Genomic DNA, 19,556 nt, shown 5'->3' on the forward strand with positions numbered 1-19,556 from the left:
AAGGAACGGTCGCTTCCTTTGTACTCACCCTCTCGGGCTTTCCTCCGGGCGCTTCCCTTCGGTGTTTCAAACTCTACCAGGGTTTTTCCGTCTCTCTGACCGCCCCCCCCTGCGAACATGCAGAAGGAGATCCAGAGATAGGATCTGATGAGTTTGATTGCTGTCGGAGGAGGAAGCGGTTGCACGCCTCACTGCCCCCCGGCAGGAGTACGACTGTACACGCAGCCTTGAGGGCCATGCAAATCCGGTGAGCTGGTGGTCTAGACCACTAACTGGTAGCTTCCGTCCGGAACCGCCAGTTCACATGACATACGCTGCTGCTCAGTGCGCCGTCCGGGACTGCCAGTGACGGCCCGTGAACAGCTCCACTCCTTGGGAGGCTTCCCATGACCACCGTGACGTCCCCTCTTGCCGGGCGTGCCATCGGACTGGCCGCAGTGCCGGATCCGGTCTTCTCCGGGGCCATGGTCGGCCCGGGCACCGCGATCGACCCCGTGCGTGAGGTCTCCGAGGCCGTGGCGCCCGTCGACGGCATCATCGTCTCCCTTCATCCGCACGCGTTCGTCGTGGTCGACGAGAGCGGGCACGGTGTACTCACCCATCTCGGCATCGACACCGTCCAGCTCAACGGCGAGGGTTTCGAGGTGCTCGTCAACAAGGGCGACACCGTGACCCGCGGCCAGGCCGTCGTGCGCTGGAACCCCGCCGCGGTCGAGGCGGCCGGCAAGTCACCGGTGTGCCCGGTGGTCGCGCTGGAAGCCACTGCCGAGTCCCTCTCCGACCTCCGTGAGGACGGAGACGTGAAGGTCGGCGACAGCCTCTTCTCCTGGAACTGACAGCACTGCCGTCGTAGGGCGGCGCACAGGACAACCACCGCGGCGGCGGGACCCGCCGCACTATCCGGAGACGGGTGAGATGGAGACAACGCTGCGAGGCGTCGGCGTGAGCCATGGCGTGGCGATCGGCGAGGTACGGCACATGGGGACGGCGGTCCTGGAACCGCCGGCCAAGCAGATTCCCGCCGAGGACGCGGAGCGGGAGCAGGGACGCGCCCGTCAGGCCGTGGACGCCGTGGCCGCCGACCTGATGGCGCGCGGCAATCTGGCGGGGGGCGAGGCCCAGGCCGTGCTGGAGGCACAGGCCATGATGGCGCAGGACCCCGAGCTGATGGCCGACGTGGACCGGCGGATCGCCGTCGGCAGCACCGCCGAGCGTGCCGTGTACGACGCCTTCGCGGCGTACCGGGAGCTACTGGCCGGTGCCGGTGAGTACCTGGCCGGGCGGGTGGCCGACCTGGATGACGTGCGGAATCGTATTGTCGCCCGGCTGCTGGGCGTGCCGATGCCGGGTGTCCCGGACAGTGACCAGCCTTATGTGCTCGTGGCGCGTGATCTGGCTCCGGCCGACACCGCGCTGCTGGACCCGTCCCTGGTCCTCGGTTTCGTGACCGAGGAGGGCGGTCCGACCAGTCACAGCGCCATCCTGGCGCGGGCTCTGGGCGTGCCGGCCGTGGTGGCGCTGCCCGGTGCCGGTGAGCTGGGCGAGGGCACGCTGATCGCCGTCGACGGCAGCACCGGGGACGTCTTCGTGAACCCGAGCGAGGAGAAGAAGGCGGAGCTGGAGGCCGCGGCTGCCGCGCGCAAGGCCGCGCTGGCCGCTTCGACGGGTCCCGGGGTGACCGCGGACGGGCACAAGGTGCCGCTTCTGGCCAACGTGGGCGGGCCGGCGGACGTACCGGCGGCCGTCGAGGCCGGGGCCGAGGGTGTCGGTCTGTTCCGTACCGAGTTCCTGTTCCTGGACGACAGCAAGAACGCTCCTTCCGAGGAGAAGCAGGTGGAGGCCTACCGGCAGGTGCTGGAGGCGTTCCCCGAGAGCCGTGTGGTCGTGCGGGTGCTGGACGCCGGGGCGGACAAGCCGCTGGACTTCCTGACGCCGGCGGACGAGCCGAACCCGGCGCTCGGCGTGCGGGGGCTGCGGACGCTGCTCGACCACCCGGAGGTTCTGCGCACTCAGCTGACGGCGCTGGCGAAGGCCGCCGAGGGGCTGCCCGTCTACCTTGAGGTCATGGCGCCCATGGTGGCGGACCGCAAGGACGCCAAGGCGTTCGCCGATGCCTGCCGTGAGGCGGGGCTGCGGGCGAAGTTCGGCGCGATGGTCGAGATCCCCTCGGCCGCGCTGCGGGCGCGCTCGATCCTCCAGGAGGTCGAGTTCCTGTCACTGGGGACCAACGACCTCGCGCAGTACACGTTCGCGGCGGACCGGCAGGTGGGTGCGGTGTCGCGCCTCCAGGACCCGTGGCAGCCGGCGCTGCTCGACCTGGTCGCGCTGTCCGCCGAGGCGGCCACGGCCGAGGGCAAGAGCTGTGGGGTGTGCGGCGAGGCCGCCTCGGATCCGCTGCTGGCGTGTGTGCTTACCGGTCTGGGTGTCACCTCCCTGTCCATGGGCGCGGCATCGATTCCGTACGTTCGCGCCACGCTGGCGAAGTACACGCTGGCGCAGTGTGAGCGGGCCGCAGCGGCGGCGCGGGCGGCGGACAGCGCCGAGGAGGCGCGCAGCGCGGCTCAGGCGGTGCTGTCCGGCGAGTAGCCGTACCGGTCACCGCCGGTGTGCCGGATCAGGGGCGTCCCGCCTTCGGGTGGGGCGCCCCTGCTGCGTTCGGGCCGCCGGGTGTGGGGGCCTCAGTGGCGGTGGCCCGGGGCGGTGCTCTCTTCTCCGAGGGCGGGGGGCTCGCGGTAGTCGACGCCGGGCTCCGGGGAGATCAGGTCGCCGGATTCGACGTCGGTGCAGTAGGCGTCGAACACCTCGGATGCCGTCAGTGGTTCGAGGGCACCGCCGCGCAGTCGCCAGCCGTAGACGCGGTCGGCCGTTCCGGTGGCGCTGACGCGGATGACGAGTCCGCCGGGGCTGCGGGTCGCGAGGCCGAGGGCGAGGACGCTGGTGAATTCCAGGGCTTCGGCCTCGTCCAGGCGGGTCGCGCCGTGGGCGTCCTGGTCGCCGTGCAGGACGGAGACGAGGGTGTCCGGGGGTCCGGCGACGGTGCACACGAGGTGCCGTTCGCCGGGTGGTGCGGTGTCGAGGATGCGGACCAGGAGGTCGGAGGCGCGGGTGAAGGCTGCCCTGCCGATGTCCTCCCCGCAGGTCGGACAGGGGCCGAGGCGGGTGAGGAGGGTGGTGGCGTACTCCCAGGTGGCCTGGCGTACGGCTTCGTCCACGAGGACGGGCAGGAGGACGGCGAGCGGGCGGCCGTCGTAGGGGATGGTCGGGCCGGTGGCCGCGAGTTCCGCGGTGAACCGGGTCCGGCTGGTCGGGGCTTCCGGGTCGAGGCCGGTGTCCGCGCAGTACGCGGCGTAGTCCTCGGGGTCGAACAGGGCGAGGGTGGTGTGGTCGCCCTGTGCGGCGCGGTCCTGGAGGACGGCCTCCAGTTGCCGGAGGTAGGTGGTGTGGTCGTCGAAGGCGAAGCTGCGGTAGCGCCGCATGGCGCGGAAGTCGTGGTCGTCGGTGAGGACGCCGATGGTGCCGGCGATCTCGCGGCGCAGGGCGCGCCGCATGGTCCGGTGGTCGGTGTGCGCCATGAATTTCCCCCAATGCGCGGTCGATCAATGCTCACTCACCGTAACCGGCGGCACTGACAATGGTGGTGCCGCCGGTGGTCACGATCGGGCGGTGAGGTCGTCTGCGCAGGTCACACCGCGTGGGCCGTACAGAGGCCCAAATGCGGAGGGTGATCGTCCGGGGTCAGGCGCGCTTGCGGGCGAGTTCCTCGTAGAAACCGAGCAGGGAGAGGTCGTCGATGGAGCCGGGGTTCACCGCCTTCTCCAGCGGGGTGCCCTGGAGCAGGCGCTTGACCGGGACTTCGATGCGCTTGCCCGTGAGGGTGTGCGGGACGCCGGGGACCTCGATGATCTCGTCGGGGATGTGCCGAGGGGAGAGCTGCTCGCGGATGGCCTGTTTGATGCGGTTCAGGAGGGCCTCGTCCAGGACGGCGCCCGGTGCGAGGTGCACGAACAGCGGCATCCAGTAGCCGCCGTCGGGCTGCTCGATGCCGATGACCAGGGACTCCTTGATCTCGGGCAGGCGCTCGACGACCTCGTAGATGTCGGCCGAGCCCATGCGCACGCCCTGCCGGTTCAGGGTGGAGTCGGAGCGGCCGTGGATGATCACGGTCCCGCGTGAGGTGACGGTGATCCAGTCGCCGTGCCGCCAGACGCCGGGGTAGGTGTCGAAGTAGCTGTCGTGGTAGCGGCTGCCGTCGGGGTCGTTCCAGAAGTGGATCGGCATGGACGGCATGGGGTGGGTGACGACCAGCTCGCCGACCTCGTCGATGAGGGGCTTCCCGCTGGGGTCCCAGGACCGCAGGTCGGTGCCGAGGCCGGGTGCCTGGAGTTCCCCGGTGTACACCGGAAGGGTCGGTACGGCGCCGGCGAAGCAGGAGCAGACGTCGGTGCCGCCGCTGACGGAGGCGATCCACAGGTCGTCGCGGACCTCGTCGTGCAGCCAGCGGAAGCCGTCGGGCGGCAGGGGGGAACCGGTGGTGGCGACGCACTTCACCGTGGACAGGTCGTAGTCGCGGGCGGGGTGGACGCCGGCTTTGCGGCAGGCCATGACGTAGGCGGCGGAGGTGCCGTACAGGGTGGCTCCGGTGCGTTCGGCGACGCGCCACTGGGCGCCCGTGTCCGGGTAGCCGGGGCTGCCGTCGTACAGGACGACCGTGGTGCCCGTGAGCAGGCCGGAGACGAGGAAGTTCCACATCATCCAGCCGGTCGAGGTGTACCAGAAGAAGCGGTCCTCGGGGCCGAGGTCGCAGTGCAGGCCGAGCTGCTTGAGGTGTTCGACCAGGATGCCGCCCTGCGACTGGACGATGGCCTTCGGCAGGCCGGTGGTGCCGGAGGAGTAGAGCACCCACAGCGGGTGGTCGAACGGGACCTGCTCGAAGACCGGCTCGGTGTCCCCGGCGGTCAGCGCGGACCACTCCAGGGCTCCCTCGGGCGGTTCGGTGCCGAGCAGGGGGATGTGGACGACGGCGCGCAGGGTGGGCAGTTCGCGGCGCAGCTCGGTGACGACCTCCCGGCGGTCGTGCTCCTTGCCGCCGTAGCGGTAGCCGTCGACGGTGAACAGGACGACGGGTTCGACCTGCTGGAAGCGGTCGAGGACGCTGCGGGCGCCGAAGTCGGGGGCGCACGACGTCCAGACGGCGCCGACGGCGGCCGTGGCGAGGAGGGCGACGACGGCCTGCGGGATGTTGGGGAGGTAACCGCTGACGCGGTCGCCGGGGCGGACGCCGAGGGCGCGGAGTTCGGCGGCGAGGGAGCCGACCTGGCGGCGCAGCGCGGACCAGCTCACCGGCCGCGGCTCCTGCGTCTCGTCCACGTGCAGGAGGGCGGGTTCGTCGGCGCGGTCGGCCGCGGCACGCAGGGCGTGTTCGGCGTAGTTGAGGGTGGCTCCGGGGAACCATTGGGCGCCGGGCATGGCGCGGTCGCCGAGCACACGCGTGTAGGGCGTCGAGAACCGTACGTCGAACCACTCGGTGACGGCTTTCCAGAAGGTGTCCAGCTGATCGACGGACCACCGGTGCAGGGCCGGGTACCCGCCCTCGGCCGGGGCGCCGTGGTGTTCGGCGGCCCATGCCTGGAACCGGGTGATGCGGGCCTGGGCGATCCGCTGGGGATCGGGCTGCCAGAGCGGCTGGGGGTTCGCGGTCGACATTGGTGCGGCTCCCGGGCTGTGCGCGTCGTGTGCGTCGTCCGCGCACGGGCTGGGGTGTGCGCATGACGCGGCTGACAGGGACGATGCCATGTGATCGACTTCTACACCAGGGTGCGCTCCACACAGTCCATGTCATGAAGATGTGGTCCGGGCACGGGTGAACGGCAGTTGAACGACACACGCGCGTGGGGCGCTCAGTGGCAGGGTGAGCAGCATGGACGGTCGTGACCTGGTGCGTTCGGTAAGTGTGGTCGGTTCGGGGAGGGCGGCTCAGGGGTTGCGTACCGTACGGGCGGCGTGGCGCAGGAGGCGCATCGACGCCGCCGGGCTCCCGCGGCGGGGGCCCGAGCGGGCCCGGGTGCCGGGTCAGGTGCGGGGCGCGGAGCCGGGCCTCGGGGGTGGGCTGATCCGGTTCGGCCGCTCGGAGCTGCGGATCGTCGTGGCGGTGAACGGGGCGGTCTTCTGGGGATGGGACGGGGCTGGTCCACAGCCGTCGTACGCGCTCGCGGGGAGCGGTCCCGAGCCGGATCCGCGGGCGGTGCTGGAGCCGGACAAGGACGGCGGCTGGCGCGTGGTGGCCGAGCGGGCGACGGTCGTCGTGTCGCGGCACGGCGCGGTGGAGGTGTGCACGCCGGGCGGGGTGGTGCTGCGGCGGGATCTGCCGCCGCGCTGGTGGGAGCCGGTCGGCGGGGGGACGGCGCGGTGGATGCAGCGGTCGGAGGTCGCCGCGGACGCCCGGTTCTTCGGTCTGGGCGGACGCGCGGGCGGGCCCCGGCTGCGCGATGGCCGGTACCGGTTGTGGAACACCGACCCCGGCCGGGCGTTCGGGCCCGGCGACGATCCGCTGTATCTGACGATGCCGGTGCAGCTGGTGGTGGCGGATGCCGGCACCCATCTGGTGTTCCATGACACCACCTGGGACGGCACGGTGGTCCTGCGCGAGGGCGGGGAGGGTGCCGGGTCCGGGCACGACCGGGCGGGGCACTGCGAGGTGCGGATGGACGGCGGTCCGCTGCGCTGCTGGGTGATGGTGGGGACTCCCGCGCGCGTGCTGCACACGTGGGCCTCGCTGACCGGGGCGCCCGCCCTGCCGCCCGCGTGGGCGCTGGGCCACCAGCACGCGCGGTGGGGATTCGGCAGCGAGCAGGAGGTGCGCCGGATCGTCGCGGGCTATCACGAGCGCGGGCTGCCGCTGGACGCCGTGCACCTCGACATCGACCACTACGACGACCATCAGGTGTTCACGGTCGACCAGGAGCGTTTTCCCAAGCTGCCGGTGCTGGCGGAGGAACTGCGCCGGGACGGGATCCGGCTGGTGTCGATCGTCGATCCGGCGGTGCGGGCGGAGCCGGGCAGTGCCGTGTACGAGAGCGGCGCGGCCGTGGACGCGTTCGTGCGGGACGCGCAGGGCCACGCGGTGCGGGGTGTCGCGTGGGCCGGCGAGTCGGTCTTCCCGGATTTCACGGACGCACGCGCGCGTGCGTGGTGGGGCGGGCTGTACGAGGAGCGGCTGGGGCAGGGCTTCGCCGGGTTCTGGCACGACATGAACGAGCCGACGTCGTTCAGCGCCTTCGGCGAGCCGACGCTGCCGCGTTCGGCCCGGCATGCCCTGGAGGGGCGCGGCGGCGACCACCGGGAAGGGCACAACGTGTACGCGCTGTGCATGGCGCAGGCCGCCTATGAGGCGTTGCGCGAGCTGGCGCCCGAGGAGCGGCCCTTCCTGTTCTCCCGTTCGGGCTGGGCGGGGCTCCAGCGGTACGGGGGCACGTGGTCGGGGGACGTGGCGACCGGCTGGCCGGGGCTGCGGGCGTCGCTGTCGCTGGTGCTGGGCCTGGGGTTGTGCGGGGTGCCGTACTCGGGTCCGGACGTGGGCGGCTTCGACGGCAGTCCGTCGCCGGAGTTGTATCTGCGCTGGTTCCAGCTGGGCGCGTATCTGCCGCTGTTCCGCACCCACGCGAGTCTGCGGGCGGGGCGCCGGGAGCCGTGGGAGTTCGGTGCCGAGGTGCTGGAGCACGCGCGCGTGGCGTTGCTCGAACGGCGGCGGTTGCTGCCGTACTTCCTGACGCTGGCGCATCTGGCCCGGCGGACCGGCGCTCCCTATGTGCGGCCGCTGTGGTGGGGGGCGCCGGAGGACCGCGCGCTGCGCGACTGTGAGGACACGTTTCTGCTGGGCGACGGCCTTCTGGTGGCCCCCGTTCTGGATCCCGGTGTCCGCCGGCGCACGGTGCGGCTGCCGCGGGGCCGCTGGTACGACACGCTGACGGAGGAGGTCCACGAGGGGCCGGGGCGGGTCCTGGTGGACGCGCCGCTGTCCCGGATACCGGTGCTCGCGCGCGCGGGAGCGGTACTGCCCGTGCGTGGCGCCGACGGCGGGCTGGAGCTGGAGGTGTGGGCGCCCGCGCGCGGACGCACCGGGGCCGGCCTGGTCGTGGCGGACCCGGGCGACGGGTGGGAGGAACCGGAGATCGAACGCTACGTCGCCCGTCGGCACGGCGGGCGGGTGGTGGTCACCCGGGACCGGGAGGACGGCGTGGCGGCGCCGCCCTACCCGGTGCGCGTGCGCGGGCTCGGCTGAGCCGCGGCCTCAGACGTAGCGGCCCTCGAACCATGCCTTGACGGCCACGGTGTGCAGCGGGAAGGCGAGTTCCTCGGGCCTGCGCAGCAGTTGCCAGCCCTCCGTCTCGTCCGTGGGACCGGAGGGCGGCAGTCCGTCGGCCGGGCGTTCCGGCAGCACTCCGAACAGCAGCAGGTGCCCGTCGGGTGCGCTCATGACGTCCACGAGCCGCACGTCACGGGCGGCGGCTTCGATGCCGGTCTCTTCCTTGAGTTCGCGTACGACGGCCTGCTTCCAGTCCTCGCGGTCGTCGATGTACCCGCCCGGCAGGGCGATGCCTCCGCGCGCGGGGGCGACGGTTCGGGTGATGACGACCAGGGCCGTGCCCTTGGTGTCGTACACGGGCTGGAGAGCGATCGCCACCGGCAGCGGATTGCGGTAGGCGGTGGTCCCGCAGGACGGGCAGGTGCGCGGCCATCCGGAAACGCCCTCTCCATAGGGCGCTCCGCAGCTCGAACAGTGGGAGTCCGGCGCGGAGTTGGCAGTTGGTTGCTGAGTTTCGGACACGCGCGGACTGTATCCGATCAGGGGAGGGACGTGTTCCGCTAGTGAGGCATCACGAACGAGCGGATCCGGAAGGGGCGGTCGGAACCACCCCCGTCGGTCCCGGCCGCCCCTCGTGTACCACGACGCCGCGCGCCGCCGTTCGGTTCACCGCATCGGCCTGCCCATTTCCGGTTGCCCGTGGCACACTTCTGACGCTCCGTCAGGTATACCTTGAGGGGAGGCCCCTTGCCGCACACACGCAAGCCCGCGGTCACCGGCTGGTTCACCGGCGAGGGCGACGACTTCCGGCTCCTGGGCACCCGCTGCACGGCCTGCGCCTCCGTCTTCTTCCCACGCGAGGACGTCCACTGCCGCAACCCCCACTGCGCGGGCGGCCCCCTGGAGGAGGCACCGCTGTCACGAAGGGGACATATCTGGTCGTACACCGACAGTCGATACCGCCCTCCGTCACCGTACGTGAGCGACCCGGAACTTCCGTGGGTGCCGTACACGTTGATCGCTGTGGGGCTGGAGGCCGAACGGATCGTGGTGCTGGGGCAGGCGGCTCCCGGGGTCACCGTCGCCGACCTGGCGGTGGGCATGGAGGTGGAGGTCGTCCCCGGTGTGCTCCACGAGGACGAGGACACGGAGACGACCTGGACGGTCTGGCACTGGCGGCCGACGGGGGTGGCGGAGTGACGGTTGACGTGGCGGTGCTCGGTGCGGGTATGCACCCGTGGGGCAAGTGGGGCCGCGGCTTCGTGGAGTACGGCACGGCGGCGGCTCGCGCGGCTCTCGCGGACGCGGGCCTGGACTGGCCGGCCATCGGCTCCATCGTGGGCGCGGACACGGTGCGCGGCGGATATCCGGGCCATGTCGCGGGAGCGACCTTCGCCAAGGCCCTGGGCTGGCAGGGCGCGAGGGTGACGAGTGTGTACGCGGCCTGCGCGTCGGGGGCCCAGGCCATCGCCACGGCGCGGGCGCAGATCCTCGCCGGTCTTACGGACGTCGTCCTGGTGGTGGGGGCGGACGCCGCGCCCAAGGGCTTCTTCCGGCCCGCGGGCGGGGACCGTCCCGACGATCCGGACTGGCTGCGCTTCCGGCTGCTGGGGGCGACGAATCCGGCCTACTTCGGGCTGTACGCGCGGCGGCGGATGGCGGTGCACGGTGACACACCGGAGGACTTCGCGATGGTCAAGGTGAAGAACGCCGGGCTCGGGGCGCTCAACCCGTACGCCCGCTACCGCAAACGGGTCACCGCCGAGGAGGTGGCCGCCTCCGCGGTGGTCGCCGATCCGCTGCGGCTGCTGGACATCTGCGCCACCTCCGACGGCGGGGCCGCCCTGGTGCTGTCCAGCCTGGACTTCGCGCACCGGCACGGTGTCGCCCGTCCGGTCCGGATCCGGGCGGTGTCGACGGTGACGCCCCGTTTCCCGAACACGGTGCTGGACCTGCCGGACATCGCGACGGACTCGGCGGCCACGGTGCCGCCGCCGGCGGAGACCTTCCGTGCCTCCATCGCCCGGGCCGCCTACGACGAGGCGGGCATCGGACCCGAGGACCTGTCCCTGGCCGAGGTGTACGACCTGTCCACCGCGCTGGAGTTGCAGTGGTACGAGGATCTGGGGCTGTGCGGCGAGGGCGACGGCGCGAAGCTGCTCCGGGAGGGCGCGACCGCCCCGGGCGGGCGGATACCCGTGAACACCAGCGGCGGACTGGCCTCCTTCGGTGAGGCGGTGCCGGCCCAGGCCATCGCCCAGGTGTGCGAGCTGACCTGGCAGTTGAGGGGTACGGCGGGTGGCCGTCAGGTCGCCGGGGCGCGGGTGGGCATCACCGCGAACCAAGGGCTGTTCGGGCACGGGTCATCGGTGATCGCCGTGCGGTGACCACCGTGAGTCCGGAGGCTGCTGTGCCGCAAGGGAGCCGATGAGACTGTCCACTCTCCGTGATCGACCAGGAATCCTGCGTGAACGTCTCATGAACTGCCCCTGGGCGTGCGCGGGCAGCGCCATCATGCTCCCGTGCACTCCTGGACGGATACTCTCCGCTTCGCCTTCCAGCCGGTGGTCAACCTGAGGACGGGCGCAGTCGCCGCACTGGAGATACTCGCCCGCCCGGAGACCGGCGACGTCCTGGCCGAGGCCCGCCGGGATCCCGAACTGGACGGCAGACTGACCGTGTCGGCGCTCCGCGCCGCGGCCCGCAAGGAGACCCTGCTGCCGTTGCACCTGAACGTGTTCGCGGCCACGCTCGCCGACCTCGGCGGCCTGACACCGCTGCACCACGCCGTCCGCGCGGCGGGGCGCATGGCCTGGGAGGTGACGCTCGACATCGTCCCGCCGTACACGCACGTGCCGCAGCGGGCCCTGCTGGAGGCGGTGGCCTCACTGCGCGCGCAGGGGTTCCGGATCAGCGCGGACGGCATAGGGGACGGCGACGTTCCGCTCAGGCTGCTCACCGACCTCTCCCCCGACCTGGTCAAACTCGACGCCTCACTGCTGGCGCGGCCGGCCGCGGTCCGGGCGATGCGGACGCTGTGCGAGGAGCTGGGCGCCCTGGTCGCGGTGGAGGGAGTGGAGACGGAACTCCAGTGCGCGGCGGCGCTGTCGGCCGGTGCGCAGCTGGCCCAGGGAGAGCTGTTCGCTCCGCCGGCCCGCATCCCCGCAGCGGACGTATACGTTCCGTCCCTGGCGCCCGGCGCCGGGACCGTGCCCCGCTCCGGGCCTTCCGTACGGGAGTTCGTACGGCCGGCCGCCGTCCTGCCGCTGACCGCCTCGGCCGGACAGGTGCGGGCGCTGCTGACCGGTTCCCCGGACGTCTCCGGCGTACTGCTGGTGGACCAGTACGGCAGGCCCGTCCGGTCGGTGCACCGTTCGCGATTCCTGCTGTCGATGTCGGGGCGCTACGGGCACGCCCTGTACGCCGACCGGCCGGCCTTCAAGCTGGGAGACGCCCCCCGCACGGTCGGCGTCGACGCGACGGCCTGGCAGGTGCTGGACGTGGTGGCCGTCGGCGGCCGGGACCGGACCTCCGACGATGTGGCGGTGGTCGACGGACACGGCCGGTGCGTCGGTGTCGTACGGCTGGCGGATCTGGTGCGGGCACTGGCCGAGAGCCGGGTGGAGGAGGCCGCCGGGCTCAACCCGCTGACCCGGCTGCCTGGTTCGGACGCGATCGTGAGCGAGGTGGACCGGCGGATCTCCGACGGGCGGGCGTTCGCCCTCAGCTGGCTGGACATCGACCACTTCAAGCAGGTCAACGACGGTGCCGGGTTCGCCGCGGGCGACGAGTTGATCCGCGCGGTGGGTCGCGCGCTCCAACAGGCGGCACTCCAACAGGCGCCGGTTCAACAAGCGGTCGCGGAGCACGCGCGCGTCGGGCACATCGGCGGAGACGACTTCCTGGTGCTGGCGGAGGAGGAGGCGCTCGATCCGCTGGTCACCGCCGTGCTGGACGTTCCCTGGGCAGCGGGCGGGCGGCCGGTCACGCTCTCCCTGGCGACGGTCGTCTGCGGTCCGGGCAGCGTGAGCGACCATCACCAGGCCGCCGCACAGCTGGCCCCGCTGAAGAAGGCCGCCAAGGCACTGAACGGCGGCAGCTGGGTGCTCGGGCGCGCCGGGCTCCCCGGTCACGAGGTCCGGCGCGGGGGCCCGGGCCCGGCACCGGCGGGGACCGGCTGCGCGACCGCCGAGCCACGGTGGTGAACGGCCTTCTCGTACACGTCCGTTGCGGCGCGCCCGTTCCGCCGAGGCCGACGGAGCGCCCGTGTCACCGTCGCCGTCGGCAACCTTGACGCCCCCGGGACACCGGTGAACACTTCCCGGTGTCGGCCGACATCGCCGTACATTCTTGGCGTTATCAGGCACTGCGGCACGGGTCTGTCCTGCTCACGGCCCGGCGTTCCAGGGCGATCCGGCTGCGACGGCACGCTCGTCACCGACGCCGGGCGGGGCTCGGGGCCCTCCCTGCCTTCGGCTGAAGTCGCCAAGGGAACCGTCCTGCACGCCAGGGCCGGGGGCCGATCGCCCCTGCCGGCGCCAAGGGAGCCGCCATGAGCAACGGAGACATATTCGTCGGCGAGGTCATCGGCACCGCGATCCTGATCCTGTTCGGCGCGGGCGTCTGCGCCGCCGTCACCCTCAGACACTCCAAGGCACGCGCCTCGGGCTGGATCGTGATCGCGTTCGGCTGGGGTTTCGGTGTCCTCGCGGGCGCGTACACCGCCGCTCCCCTCTCCGGTGGTCAGCTCAACCCCGCGGTCACCATCGGCATCGCCGTGGACACCGGCGAATGGGGCAAGGTCTGGGTGTACCTGCTCGGGCAGATCGTCGGCGCGATGCTCGGCGCCGTACTGGCCTACCTCGTCTATCTCGCCCAGTTCCAGGCCAACGTACGCACCGAAGGGACCACGGACGGCACCGCGGATGAACCCGTGCCGACCCTCGGCGTCTTCTCCACCGTTCCGGAGATCAGGAACCCGGTCGCCAACCTAGTCACCGAGATCATCGCGACCGTCGCGCTCGTCCTGCCGGTCCTCGCCTTCGGGCTCACCCAAGGGCTCGGCGAGTCCGGCACCACCGTGCTCATCGTCTCCCTGCTGGTCGTGGGCATCGGCCTCTCCCTCGGCGGTCCCACCGGCTATGCCATCAACCCGGCCCGCGACCTCGGCCCGCGCATCGTGCACACCTTCCTGCCGCTCCCCCACAAGGGCGGGTCCGACTGGGGATACGCCTGGATCCCGGTCGTCGGGCCGCTGATCGGCGGAGCACTGGCCGGCCTGGTCTACAACGCGGCCTTCTGAACCCCCCGCTCCCGCCACCGCGATCCACGATCCGCACCCGGCCTTCCGACCAGCGATCCGACCCAGCGACCCAGGGGCAGCCATGACGGACACCGCCGACACGTACGTCGCCGCCATCGACCAGGGCACCACGTCCAGCCGCTGCATCGTCTTCGACCACAGCGGTGCGATCGTCGCCGTCGACCAGCGCGAGCACCGGCAGATCTTTCCCAGGCCCGGCTGGGTGGAGCACGACGCCACCGAGATCTGGTCCAAGGTGCAGGCCGTGGTGGCCGGGGCGCTCGCCCGGGCGGGACTGCGCGCCGACCAGCTGAGCGCCCTCGGCATCACCAACCAGCGGGAGACCACGGTCCTGTGGGACCGCGCCACGGGCAAGCCGGTGCACAACGCGATCGTCTGGCAGGACACCCGTACCGCGGCGCTGTGCGGCGAACTGGGCGGCGCGGACGGCCAGGACCGGTTCCGCGCGACGACCGGGCTGCCGCTGGCCAGCTACTTCTCCGGGCCCAAGGCGGCCTGGCTGCTGGACCATGTGCCCGGTCTGCGGCAGCGGGCGGAGCGCGGTGAGATCGCGTTCGGCACCATCGACTCCTGGCTGATCTGGAACCTCACCGGTGGCACCGACGGCGGCCGGCACGTCACCGACGTCACGAACGCCGGCCGCACCATGCTGATGAACCTGGACACCCTCCAGTGGGACCCCTCCATCCTGTCCGCGATGAACGTGCCCGAGGCCGTACTGCCCGAGATCAGGTCCTCCGCCGAGGTGTACGGGACCGCCGTCGGGCAGCTGTCCGGGGTGCCCGTCGCCTCGGCGCTGGGCGACCAGCAGGCCGCCGTGTTCGGGCAGGCCTGCTACGACGTCGGCACGGCGAAGAACACCTACGGCACCGGCAGTTTCCTGCTGCTGAACACCGGCAACCGGCCGGTGCCGTCCAAGAACGGGCTGCTGACGACGATGGGCTACAAGATCGGCGGGGAGGCGCCGGTGTACTGCCTGGAGGGGTCCATAGCGATAACGGGCGCGTTGGTCCAATGGTTCCGCGACCAGCTCGGGATCATCCGGACCGCCGACGAGATCGAGACACTGGCGGCGAGCGTGGACGACAACGGCGGGGCCTACGTCGTGCCGGCCTTCTCCGGCCTGTTCGCGCCCTACTGGCGCTCCGACGCGCGCGGCGTCGTCACCGGCCTCACCCGGTACGTCACCAAGGCCCACCTCGCGCGCGCTGTGCTGGAGGCGACGAGCTGGCAGACCCGGGAGGTCGTGGACGCGATGTACCAGGACTCCGGGGTGCGGATCAGCACGCTGAAGGTCGACGGCGGCATGACCCGGAACAACCTGCTCATGCAGCACCAGGCGGACGTCCTCGGCGTCCCGGTGATCCGGCCCCGCGTGTCGGAGACGACGTGCCTGGGCGCCGCCTACGCGGCCGGGCTGGCCACGGGGGTGTGGAACGACCTGGACGAGCTGAGGTCGCACTGGCGGAAGGACGCGGAGTGGACGCCCCTCATGGAGGCGTCGGTCCGCGACCGCGAGTGCCGGAACTGGCGCAGGGCCGTGGAGAAGAGCTTCGGCTGGCTGGAGGAGGACGGGGCCTAGCGGCGGGAAGGCAGCGGGGAAGTCGCCGCACGCGCGCGTGGGCGCTCCGCACAGGACCACGGCCCGTACCCCGGTCGGCGGGGGTACGGGCCGTGTCCGGCGGTCAGCGCACGACGGCCCCGCGGCGGTCGACCGCGTACTCCATCGCGTGCTGGACCAGTCCGACGAGTACCGCCTTGACCGACTCCCGGTCACGGGCGTCGGTCAGCAGGAGGGGCACGTCGTCGTCCAGGTCCAGGGCCTGACGGACGGATTCCACGGGGTGACGGGCGGCTCCCTCGAAGCAGTTGACACCGACGAGGAAGGGGATGGAACGCCGCTCGAAGTAGTCGATGGCGGCGAAACAGTCCTCCAGGCGGCGCGTGTCGGCGAGGACCACGGCTCCGAGCGCGCCCTCGGACAGCTCGTCCCACATGAACCAGAACCGCTCCTGCCCGGGCGTGCCGAAGAGGTAGAGCACCAGGTCCTCGCGCAGGGTGATCCGGCCGAAGTCCATGGCCACCGTGGTCGTGTGCTTGCCCTCCACTCCACTGGTGTCGTCGACGGGCCGCCCGGCCTCGGTGAGCAGTTCCTCGGTGCGCAGCGGCCTGATCTCGCTGACCGCGCCGACGAGCGTCGTCTTGCCCACGCCGAAGCCGCCGGCCACGAGGATCTTGAGCGTGACGGGCTCGACCGGAGCCTTGGCGCGCTCAGAACGCCCGAAGATCATCGATCTCTTCTCCTGCTTGATGGGGGTCGTGCGACGGTCGGCCGTAGCCACCGCCACCGGGGGTCTCGATGACGAGCACGTCGTCGGGGCCGACGTCGGCCGAGCCGCTTCCGCCCAGGTCGGTGACCGTGCCGTCGGCGCGCTCCACCCGGTTGGCGCCGAGCGCTCCGGGGGCGCCGCCGGCCATGCCGTACGGCGGCACGCGGCGGTGCTGGGAGAGCGTGGAGACGGTCATCGGTTCGAGGAAGCGGATGCGGCGCACGGCGCCGTCGCCGCCGCGCCACCGTCCGGCGCCGCCGCTCCCCCGGCGGACGGCGAACTCCTCCAGCCGGACCGGTAGCCGCCATTCCAGGACTTCCGGGTCCGTGAGCCGGGAGTTGGTCATGTGGGTCTGGACCACGCCGGCGCCGGGGAAACCGTCGCCGGCGCCGGATCCGGAGGCGACGGTTTCGTAGTACTGGTGCCGCTCGTTGCCGAAGGTCACGTTGTTCATGGTGCCGGAGCCCTCGGCCTGGACGCCGAGCGCGGCGTAGAGGGCGCCCGTGATGGCCTGGGAGGTCTCCACGTTGCCCGCGACCACGGCGGCGGGCGGCTCGGGGGCGAGCATCGAGCCGGACGGCACGATGATGTCGAGCGGGCGCAGACAGCCGTCGTTGAGCGGGATGTCATCGGCGACGAGCGTGCGGAAGACGTACAGGACGGCCGCGTTGACCACCGCGAAGGGCGCGTTGAAGTTGGTGGTGAGCTGGGCGGAGGTGCCGGTGAAGTCGACGGTCGCCCGGCGCTCGGTGCGGTCGACGCGGACGCGCACCCGGATGACGGCCCCGGAGTCGGTCTCGTAGGCGTACTCGCCGTCGTCGAGGGCGTCGATGACGCGGCGGACGGCCTCCTCGGCGTTGTCCTGGACGTGCCGCATGTAGGCCTGGACGACGTCGAGGCCGAACTCCTCGATCATGCGCCGCACCTCGTCGACGCCCTTGTGGTTGGCGGCGATCTGGGCGCGCAGGTCGGCGAGGTTGGTGCGCGGGTTGCGGGACGGGTACCGCGCCTCGGTGAGGAGGCGGTGGGTCTCCTCTTCCCGGAAGCGGCCGTTCTCGGCGAGGAGCCAGTTGTCGAAGAGGACGCCCTCCTCCTCGATGGTGCGGCTGTGGGCCGGCATGGAGCCGGGGGCGATGCCGCCGATCTCGGCGTGGTGACCGCGTGAGGCGACGTGGAAGAGGATCCGCGGCTCACTCCGCGTGTCCGTGGCCACGTCGGTGTCGAAGACGGGGGTGATCACGGTGACGTCGGGCAGGTGCGTGCCGCCGTGGTAGGGGTCGTTGACGGCGTAGGTGTCGCCGGGCCGCATGGCGGAGCCGCGCCGGCGGATGACCTCTTTGACGCTGGTGCCCATGGAGCCCAGGTGGACGGGGATGTGCGGGGCGTTGGCCACCAGGTTTCCGTCCGGGTCGAACAGCGCGCAGGAGAAGTCCAGCCGCTCCTTGATGTTGACGGACTGGGCCGTGGACTCCAGCCGCGCGCCCATCTGTTCGGCGATCGACATGAAGAGGTTGTTGAAGACCTCAAGCAGAACCGGATCGGATTCCGTGTCCGCATCGGAACTCTGCGTAATCGCCGTGCGTTCCATGAGCAGATGCCCGTCATCGGTCGCGGCGGCCCGCCAGCCGTCGTCGACGACGGTCGTGGCGCCGGCCTCCGTGATGATCGCGGGGCCGGTGACGGTTTTGCCGGGAGGAAGGGCCTCCCGGCGGTGGAGGGGTACGTCGCGCCAGGCACCGCCGGTGTGGAGACGGACGGTGCCGGGCGCCTGGGCACGGCCCTCGTACGGGGCGAGGGCGGAGAGATCGGGGGGTGTGGTGATGCCGGTGGCTTCGACGGAGAGGGCTTCCACGACGACCGGGCGGTCGAGTGTGAAGGAGTACGTGGCGCGATGACGTTCCTCGAAGGCGTTCCGCATGGCGTCGGGCTCGGCCAGCCCGACGGTGAGGGTGGTGTCGGTGCCGTCGTAGCGGAGCTGGGCGCGGCGGGTGATCTGGATGCGGTCCTCCGGGACGTCCTCGGCGACGAGTTCGGCCCGTGCGGCGGCCTCCAGGTCGTCGGCCGTCTTGCGGATGCCGGGCATGGAGGCGGCTTGCAGGGGTGCTTCCACGGAGTGCTCGCGCATGGCCGTGGTGTCGGCGAGGCCGATGCCGAGCGCGGAGAGCACGCCGGCCATGGGAGGTACGAGGACGGTGCGGATGCCCAGCGAGTCGGCGACCAGGCACGCGTGCTGGCCGCCCGCCCCGCCGAAGGTGGTCAGGGCGTAGCGGGTGACGTCATGGCCCTTCTGGACGGAGATCCGCTTCACCGCGTTGGCGATGTTGGCCACGGCGATCCGCAGGTAGCCCTCGGCCACCTGTTCCGGGGTGCGGTCGTCACCGGTGTGTTCGTGGATCTCGCGCGCGAGGGCGGCGAACCGGTCACGGACGAGGGCCGCGTCCAGGGGCTGGTCACCACCGGGACCGAACACGGCCGGGAAGTGAGCGGGCTGGATGCGGCCGAGCATGACATTGGCGTCGGTGACGGTGAGCGGACCGCCCGCGCGATAGCAGGCGGGGCCGGGGTCGGCACCGGCCGAGTCGGGGCCGACCCGGTAGCGGGAGCCGTCGAAGTGGAGAACGGAGCCGCCGCCGGCGGCGACGGTGTGGATGTCCAGCATCGGTGCCCGCAGCCGGACACCCGCGATCTGTGTGGTGAAGACCCGCTCGTACGCGCCGGCGAAGTGCGAGACGTCGGTGGAGGTGCCCCCCATGTCGAAGCCGATGACGCGGTCGAAGCCGGCGCGTTGCGACATGCGGGCCATGCCGACGATGCCGCCGGCCGGTCCGGAGAGGATGGCGTCCTTGCCGCGGAACTGCCCGGCCTCCGTCAGCCCGCCGTTGGACTGCATGAACATCAGCCGTACACCGCGCAGTTCGTCGGCGATGTGCCGCACGTAGCGGTGCAGCACGGGCGAGAGGTAGGCGTCCACGACGGCGGTGTCCCCGCGCGGGACGAGCTTCATCAGCGGGCTGACCTCGCTGGACAGCGAGATCTGCGGGAAGCCGGTGCGGGCGGCGAGTTCACCGATGGCGCGTTCGTGGCCGGGGTGGAGATGGCTGTGCAGGCAGACGACGGCGACCGCGCGGATCCCGTCGGCGTACGCCTCCCGCAGCGGACCCTCCAGGGCGTCCAGGTCGGGCGCGCGCAGGACGGTACCGTCGGCGGCGACGCGTTCGTCCACCTCCACGACCCGTTCGTGGAGCAGCTCGGGCAGTTCGATGCGGCGGGCGAAGATGCGGGGGCGGTTCTGGTAGGCGATGCGCAGGGCGTCGCGGAAGCCGCGGGTGACGACGAGGAGGGTGCGCTCGCCCTTGCGTTCCAGCAGGGCGTTGGTGGCGACCGTGGTGCCCATGCGAACGGCCTCGACGGGCGCCTGGGATCCGCCCAGGAGTTCGCGTACGCCCGCGACCGCCGCGTCGGAGTACCGTGCCGGGTTGTCGGACAGCAGTTTGTGCGTGAGCAGCCGGCCGTCCGGGCGACGCGCGACGATGTCGGTGAAGGTGCCGCCTCGGTCGACCCAGAACTGCCAGCCAGTCACGTCACTACCCCGCTTCCGCGC

The 19,556-nt window shown here is 71.8% G+C and carries 13 protein-coding genes; 8 read left to right on the forward strand and 5 right to left on the reverse strand.

Annotation, left to right across the window (positions count from 1 at the left end):
* Positions 1 to 386: 386 nt before the first annotated feature.
* Both IE294_RS02480 and ptsP read left to right on the forward strand, forming a co-directional pair.
* On the forward strand, positions 387 to 836 hold the full coding sequence (locus IE294_RS02480) for a PTS sugar transporter subunit IIA (protein ID WP_189814995.1): 450 nt from the start codon (positions 387 to 389) through the stop codon (positions 834 to 836).
* Between the two features lie 79 nt (positions 837 to 915).
* Positions 916 to 2,586, forward strand: coding sequence for a phosphoenolpyruvate--protein phosphotransferase (gene ptsP, locus IE294_RS02485; RefSeq protein WP_189881837.1), 1,671 nt, complete (start codon positions 916 to 918; stop codon positions 2,584 to 2,586).
* A 92-nt stretch (positions 2,587 to 2,678) separates the two neighbouring features.
* Here ptsP and IE294_RS02490 read toward each other — a convergent pair whose 3' ends face one another.
* Complete coding sequence (locus tag IE294_RS02490; RefSeq protein WP_189881839.1) at positions 2,679 to 3,572, reverse strand: DUF8829 domain-containing protein; 894 nt, start codon at positions 3,570 to 3,572, stop codon at positions 2,679 to 2,681.
* Between the two features lie 163 nt (positions 3,573 to 3,735).
* Positions 3,736 to 5,703: an acetoacetate--CoA ligase gene (locus tag IE294_RS02495; protein WP_189881841.1), complete on the reverse strand. Its 1,968-nt coding sequence runs from the start codon at positions 5,701 to 5,703 to the stop codon at positions 3,736 to 3,738.
* A 214-nt stretch (positions 5,704 to 5,917) separates the two neighbouring features.
* Here IE294_RS02495 and IE294_RS02500 point away from each other — a divergent pair, with 214 nt between their 5' ends.
* Positions 5,918 to 8,278: a glycoside hydrolase family 31 protein gene (locus IE294_RS02500; RefSeq protein WP_189881843.1), complete on the forward strand. Its 2,361-nt coding sequence runs from the start codon at positions 5,918 to 5,920 to the stop codon at positions 8,276 to 8,278.
* A gap of 9 nt (positions 8,279 to 8,287) precedes the next feature.
* Here the strand turns inward: IE294_RS02500 and IE294_RS02505 are convergent, their stop codons facing one another.
* Complete coding sequence (locus IE294_RS02505; protein ID WP_189881845.1) at positions 8,288 to 8,824, reverse strand: NUDIX domain-containing protein; 537 nt, start codon at positions 8,822 to 8,824, stop codon at positions 8,288 to 8,290.
* Positions 8,825 to 9,049: 225 nt separating this feature from the next.
* On the opposite strand from IE294_RS02505, the gene IE294_RS02510 reads away from it, so the two are divergent.
* From IE294_RS02510 to glpK, 5 genes are all read left to right on the forward strand, one after another.
* Positions 9,050 to 9,502: a Zn-ribbon domain-containing OB-fold protein gene (locus IE294_RS02510; RefSeq protein ID WP_189881847.1), complete on the forward strand. Its 453-nt coding sequence runs from the start codon at positions 9,050 to 9,052 to the stop codon at positions 9,500 to 9,502.
* A complete protein-coding gene (locus IE294_RS02515) occupies positions 9,499 to 10,689 on the forward strand; it encodes a lipid-transfer protein (protein WP_189881849.1) in 1,191 nt (396 codons plus the stop codon). The genes IE294_RS02510 and IE294_RS02515 overlap by 4 nt, the downstream gene beginning before the upstream one ends.
* A gap of 135 nt (positions 10,690 to 10,824) precedes the next feature.
* Complete coding sequence (locus IE294_RS02520) at positions 10,825 to 12,507, forward strand: GGDEF domain-containing protein (RefSeq protein WP_189881851.1); 1,683 nt, start codon at positions 10,825 to 10,827, stop codon at positions 12,505 to 12,507.
* Positions 12,508 to 12,854: 347 nt separating this feature from the next.
* The gene (locus tag IE294_RS02525; RefSeq protein WP_189881853.1) at positions 12,855 to 13,604 is read left to right on the forward strand and encodes an MIP/aquaporin family protein; all 750 of its coding nucleotides are present in this window, start codon (positions 12,855 to 12,857) and stop codon (positions 13,602 to 13,604) included.
* 82 nt (positions 13,605 to 13,686) lie between these two features.
* Entirely contained in the window at positions 13,687 to 15,207 is a 1,521-nt protein-coding gene (glpK, locus tag IE294_RS02530) for a glycerol kinase GlpK (RefSeq protein ID WP_189881855.1), read from the forward strand.
* A 103-nt stretch (positions 15,208 to 15,310) separates the two neighbouring features.
* Here glpK and IE294_RS02535 read toward each other — a convergent pair whose 3' ends face one another.
* Both IE294_RS02535 and IE294_RS02540 read right to left on the reverse strand, forming a co-directional pair.
* Positions 15,311 to 15,916: a GTP-binding protein gene (locus IE294_RS02535; RefSeq protein ID WP_189881857.1), complete on the reverse strand. Its 606-nt coding sequence runs from the start codon at positions 15,914 to 15,916 to the stop codon at positions 15,311 to 15,313.
* Positions 15,897 to 19,535, reverse strand: a complete 3,639-nt coding sequence (locus tag IE294_RS02540; RefSeq protein WP_189881860.1) for a hydantoinase B/oxoprolinase family protein — start codon at positions 19,533 to 19,535, stop codon at positions 15,897 to 15,899. The genes IE294_RS02535 and IE294_RS02540 overlap by 20 nt, the downstream gene beginning before the upstream one ends.
* Between the last annotated feature and the right edge of the window lie 21 nt (positions 19,536 to 19,556).

Origin of the sequence: Streptomyces canarius, from assembly GCF_014650735.1 — a bacterium.
GTDB classification, from domain to species: Bacteria; Actinomycetota; Actinomycetes; order Streptomycetales; family Streptomycetaceae; genus Streptomyces; species Streptomyces olivaceoviridis.

What these genes read in the sequence shown, in the direction of transcription:
- IE294_RS02480 (WP_189814995.1), top strand. Translation starts at nt 387, where the DNA reads ATGACCACCGTGACGTCCCCTCTTGCCGGGCGTGCCATCGGACTGGCC.
- ptsP (WP_189881837.1), top strand. Translation starts at nt 916, where the DNA reads ATGGAGACAACGCTGCGAGGCGTCGGCGTGAGCCATGGCGTGGCGATC.
- IE294_RS02490 (WP_189881839.1), bottom strand. Translation starts at nt 3,572, where the DNA reads ATGGCGCACACCGACCACCGGACCATGCGGCGCGCCCTGCGCCGCGAG.
- IE294_RS02495 (WP_189881841.1), bottom strand. Translation starts at nt 5,703, where the DNA reads ATGTCGACCGCGAACCCCCAGCCGCTCTGGCAGCCCGATCCCCAGCGG.
- IE294_RS02500 (WP_189881843.1), top strand. Translation starts at nt 5,918, where the DNA reads ATGGACGGTCGTGACCTGGTGCGTTCGGTAAGTGTGGTCGGTTCGGGG.
- IE294_RS02525 (WP_189881853.1), top strand. Translation starts at nt 12,855, where the DNA reads ATGAGCAACGGAGACATATTCGTCGGCGAGGTCATCGGCACCGCGATC.
- glpK (WP_189881855.1), top strand. Translation starts at nt 13,687, where the DNA reads ATGACGGACACCGCCGACACGTACGTCGCCGCCATCGACCAGGGCACC.
- IE294_RS02535 (WP_189881857.1), bottom strand. Translation starts at nt 15,916, where the DNA reads ATGATCTTCGGGCGTTCTGAGCGCGCCAAGGCTCCGGTCGAGCCCGTC.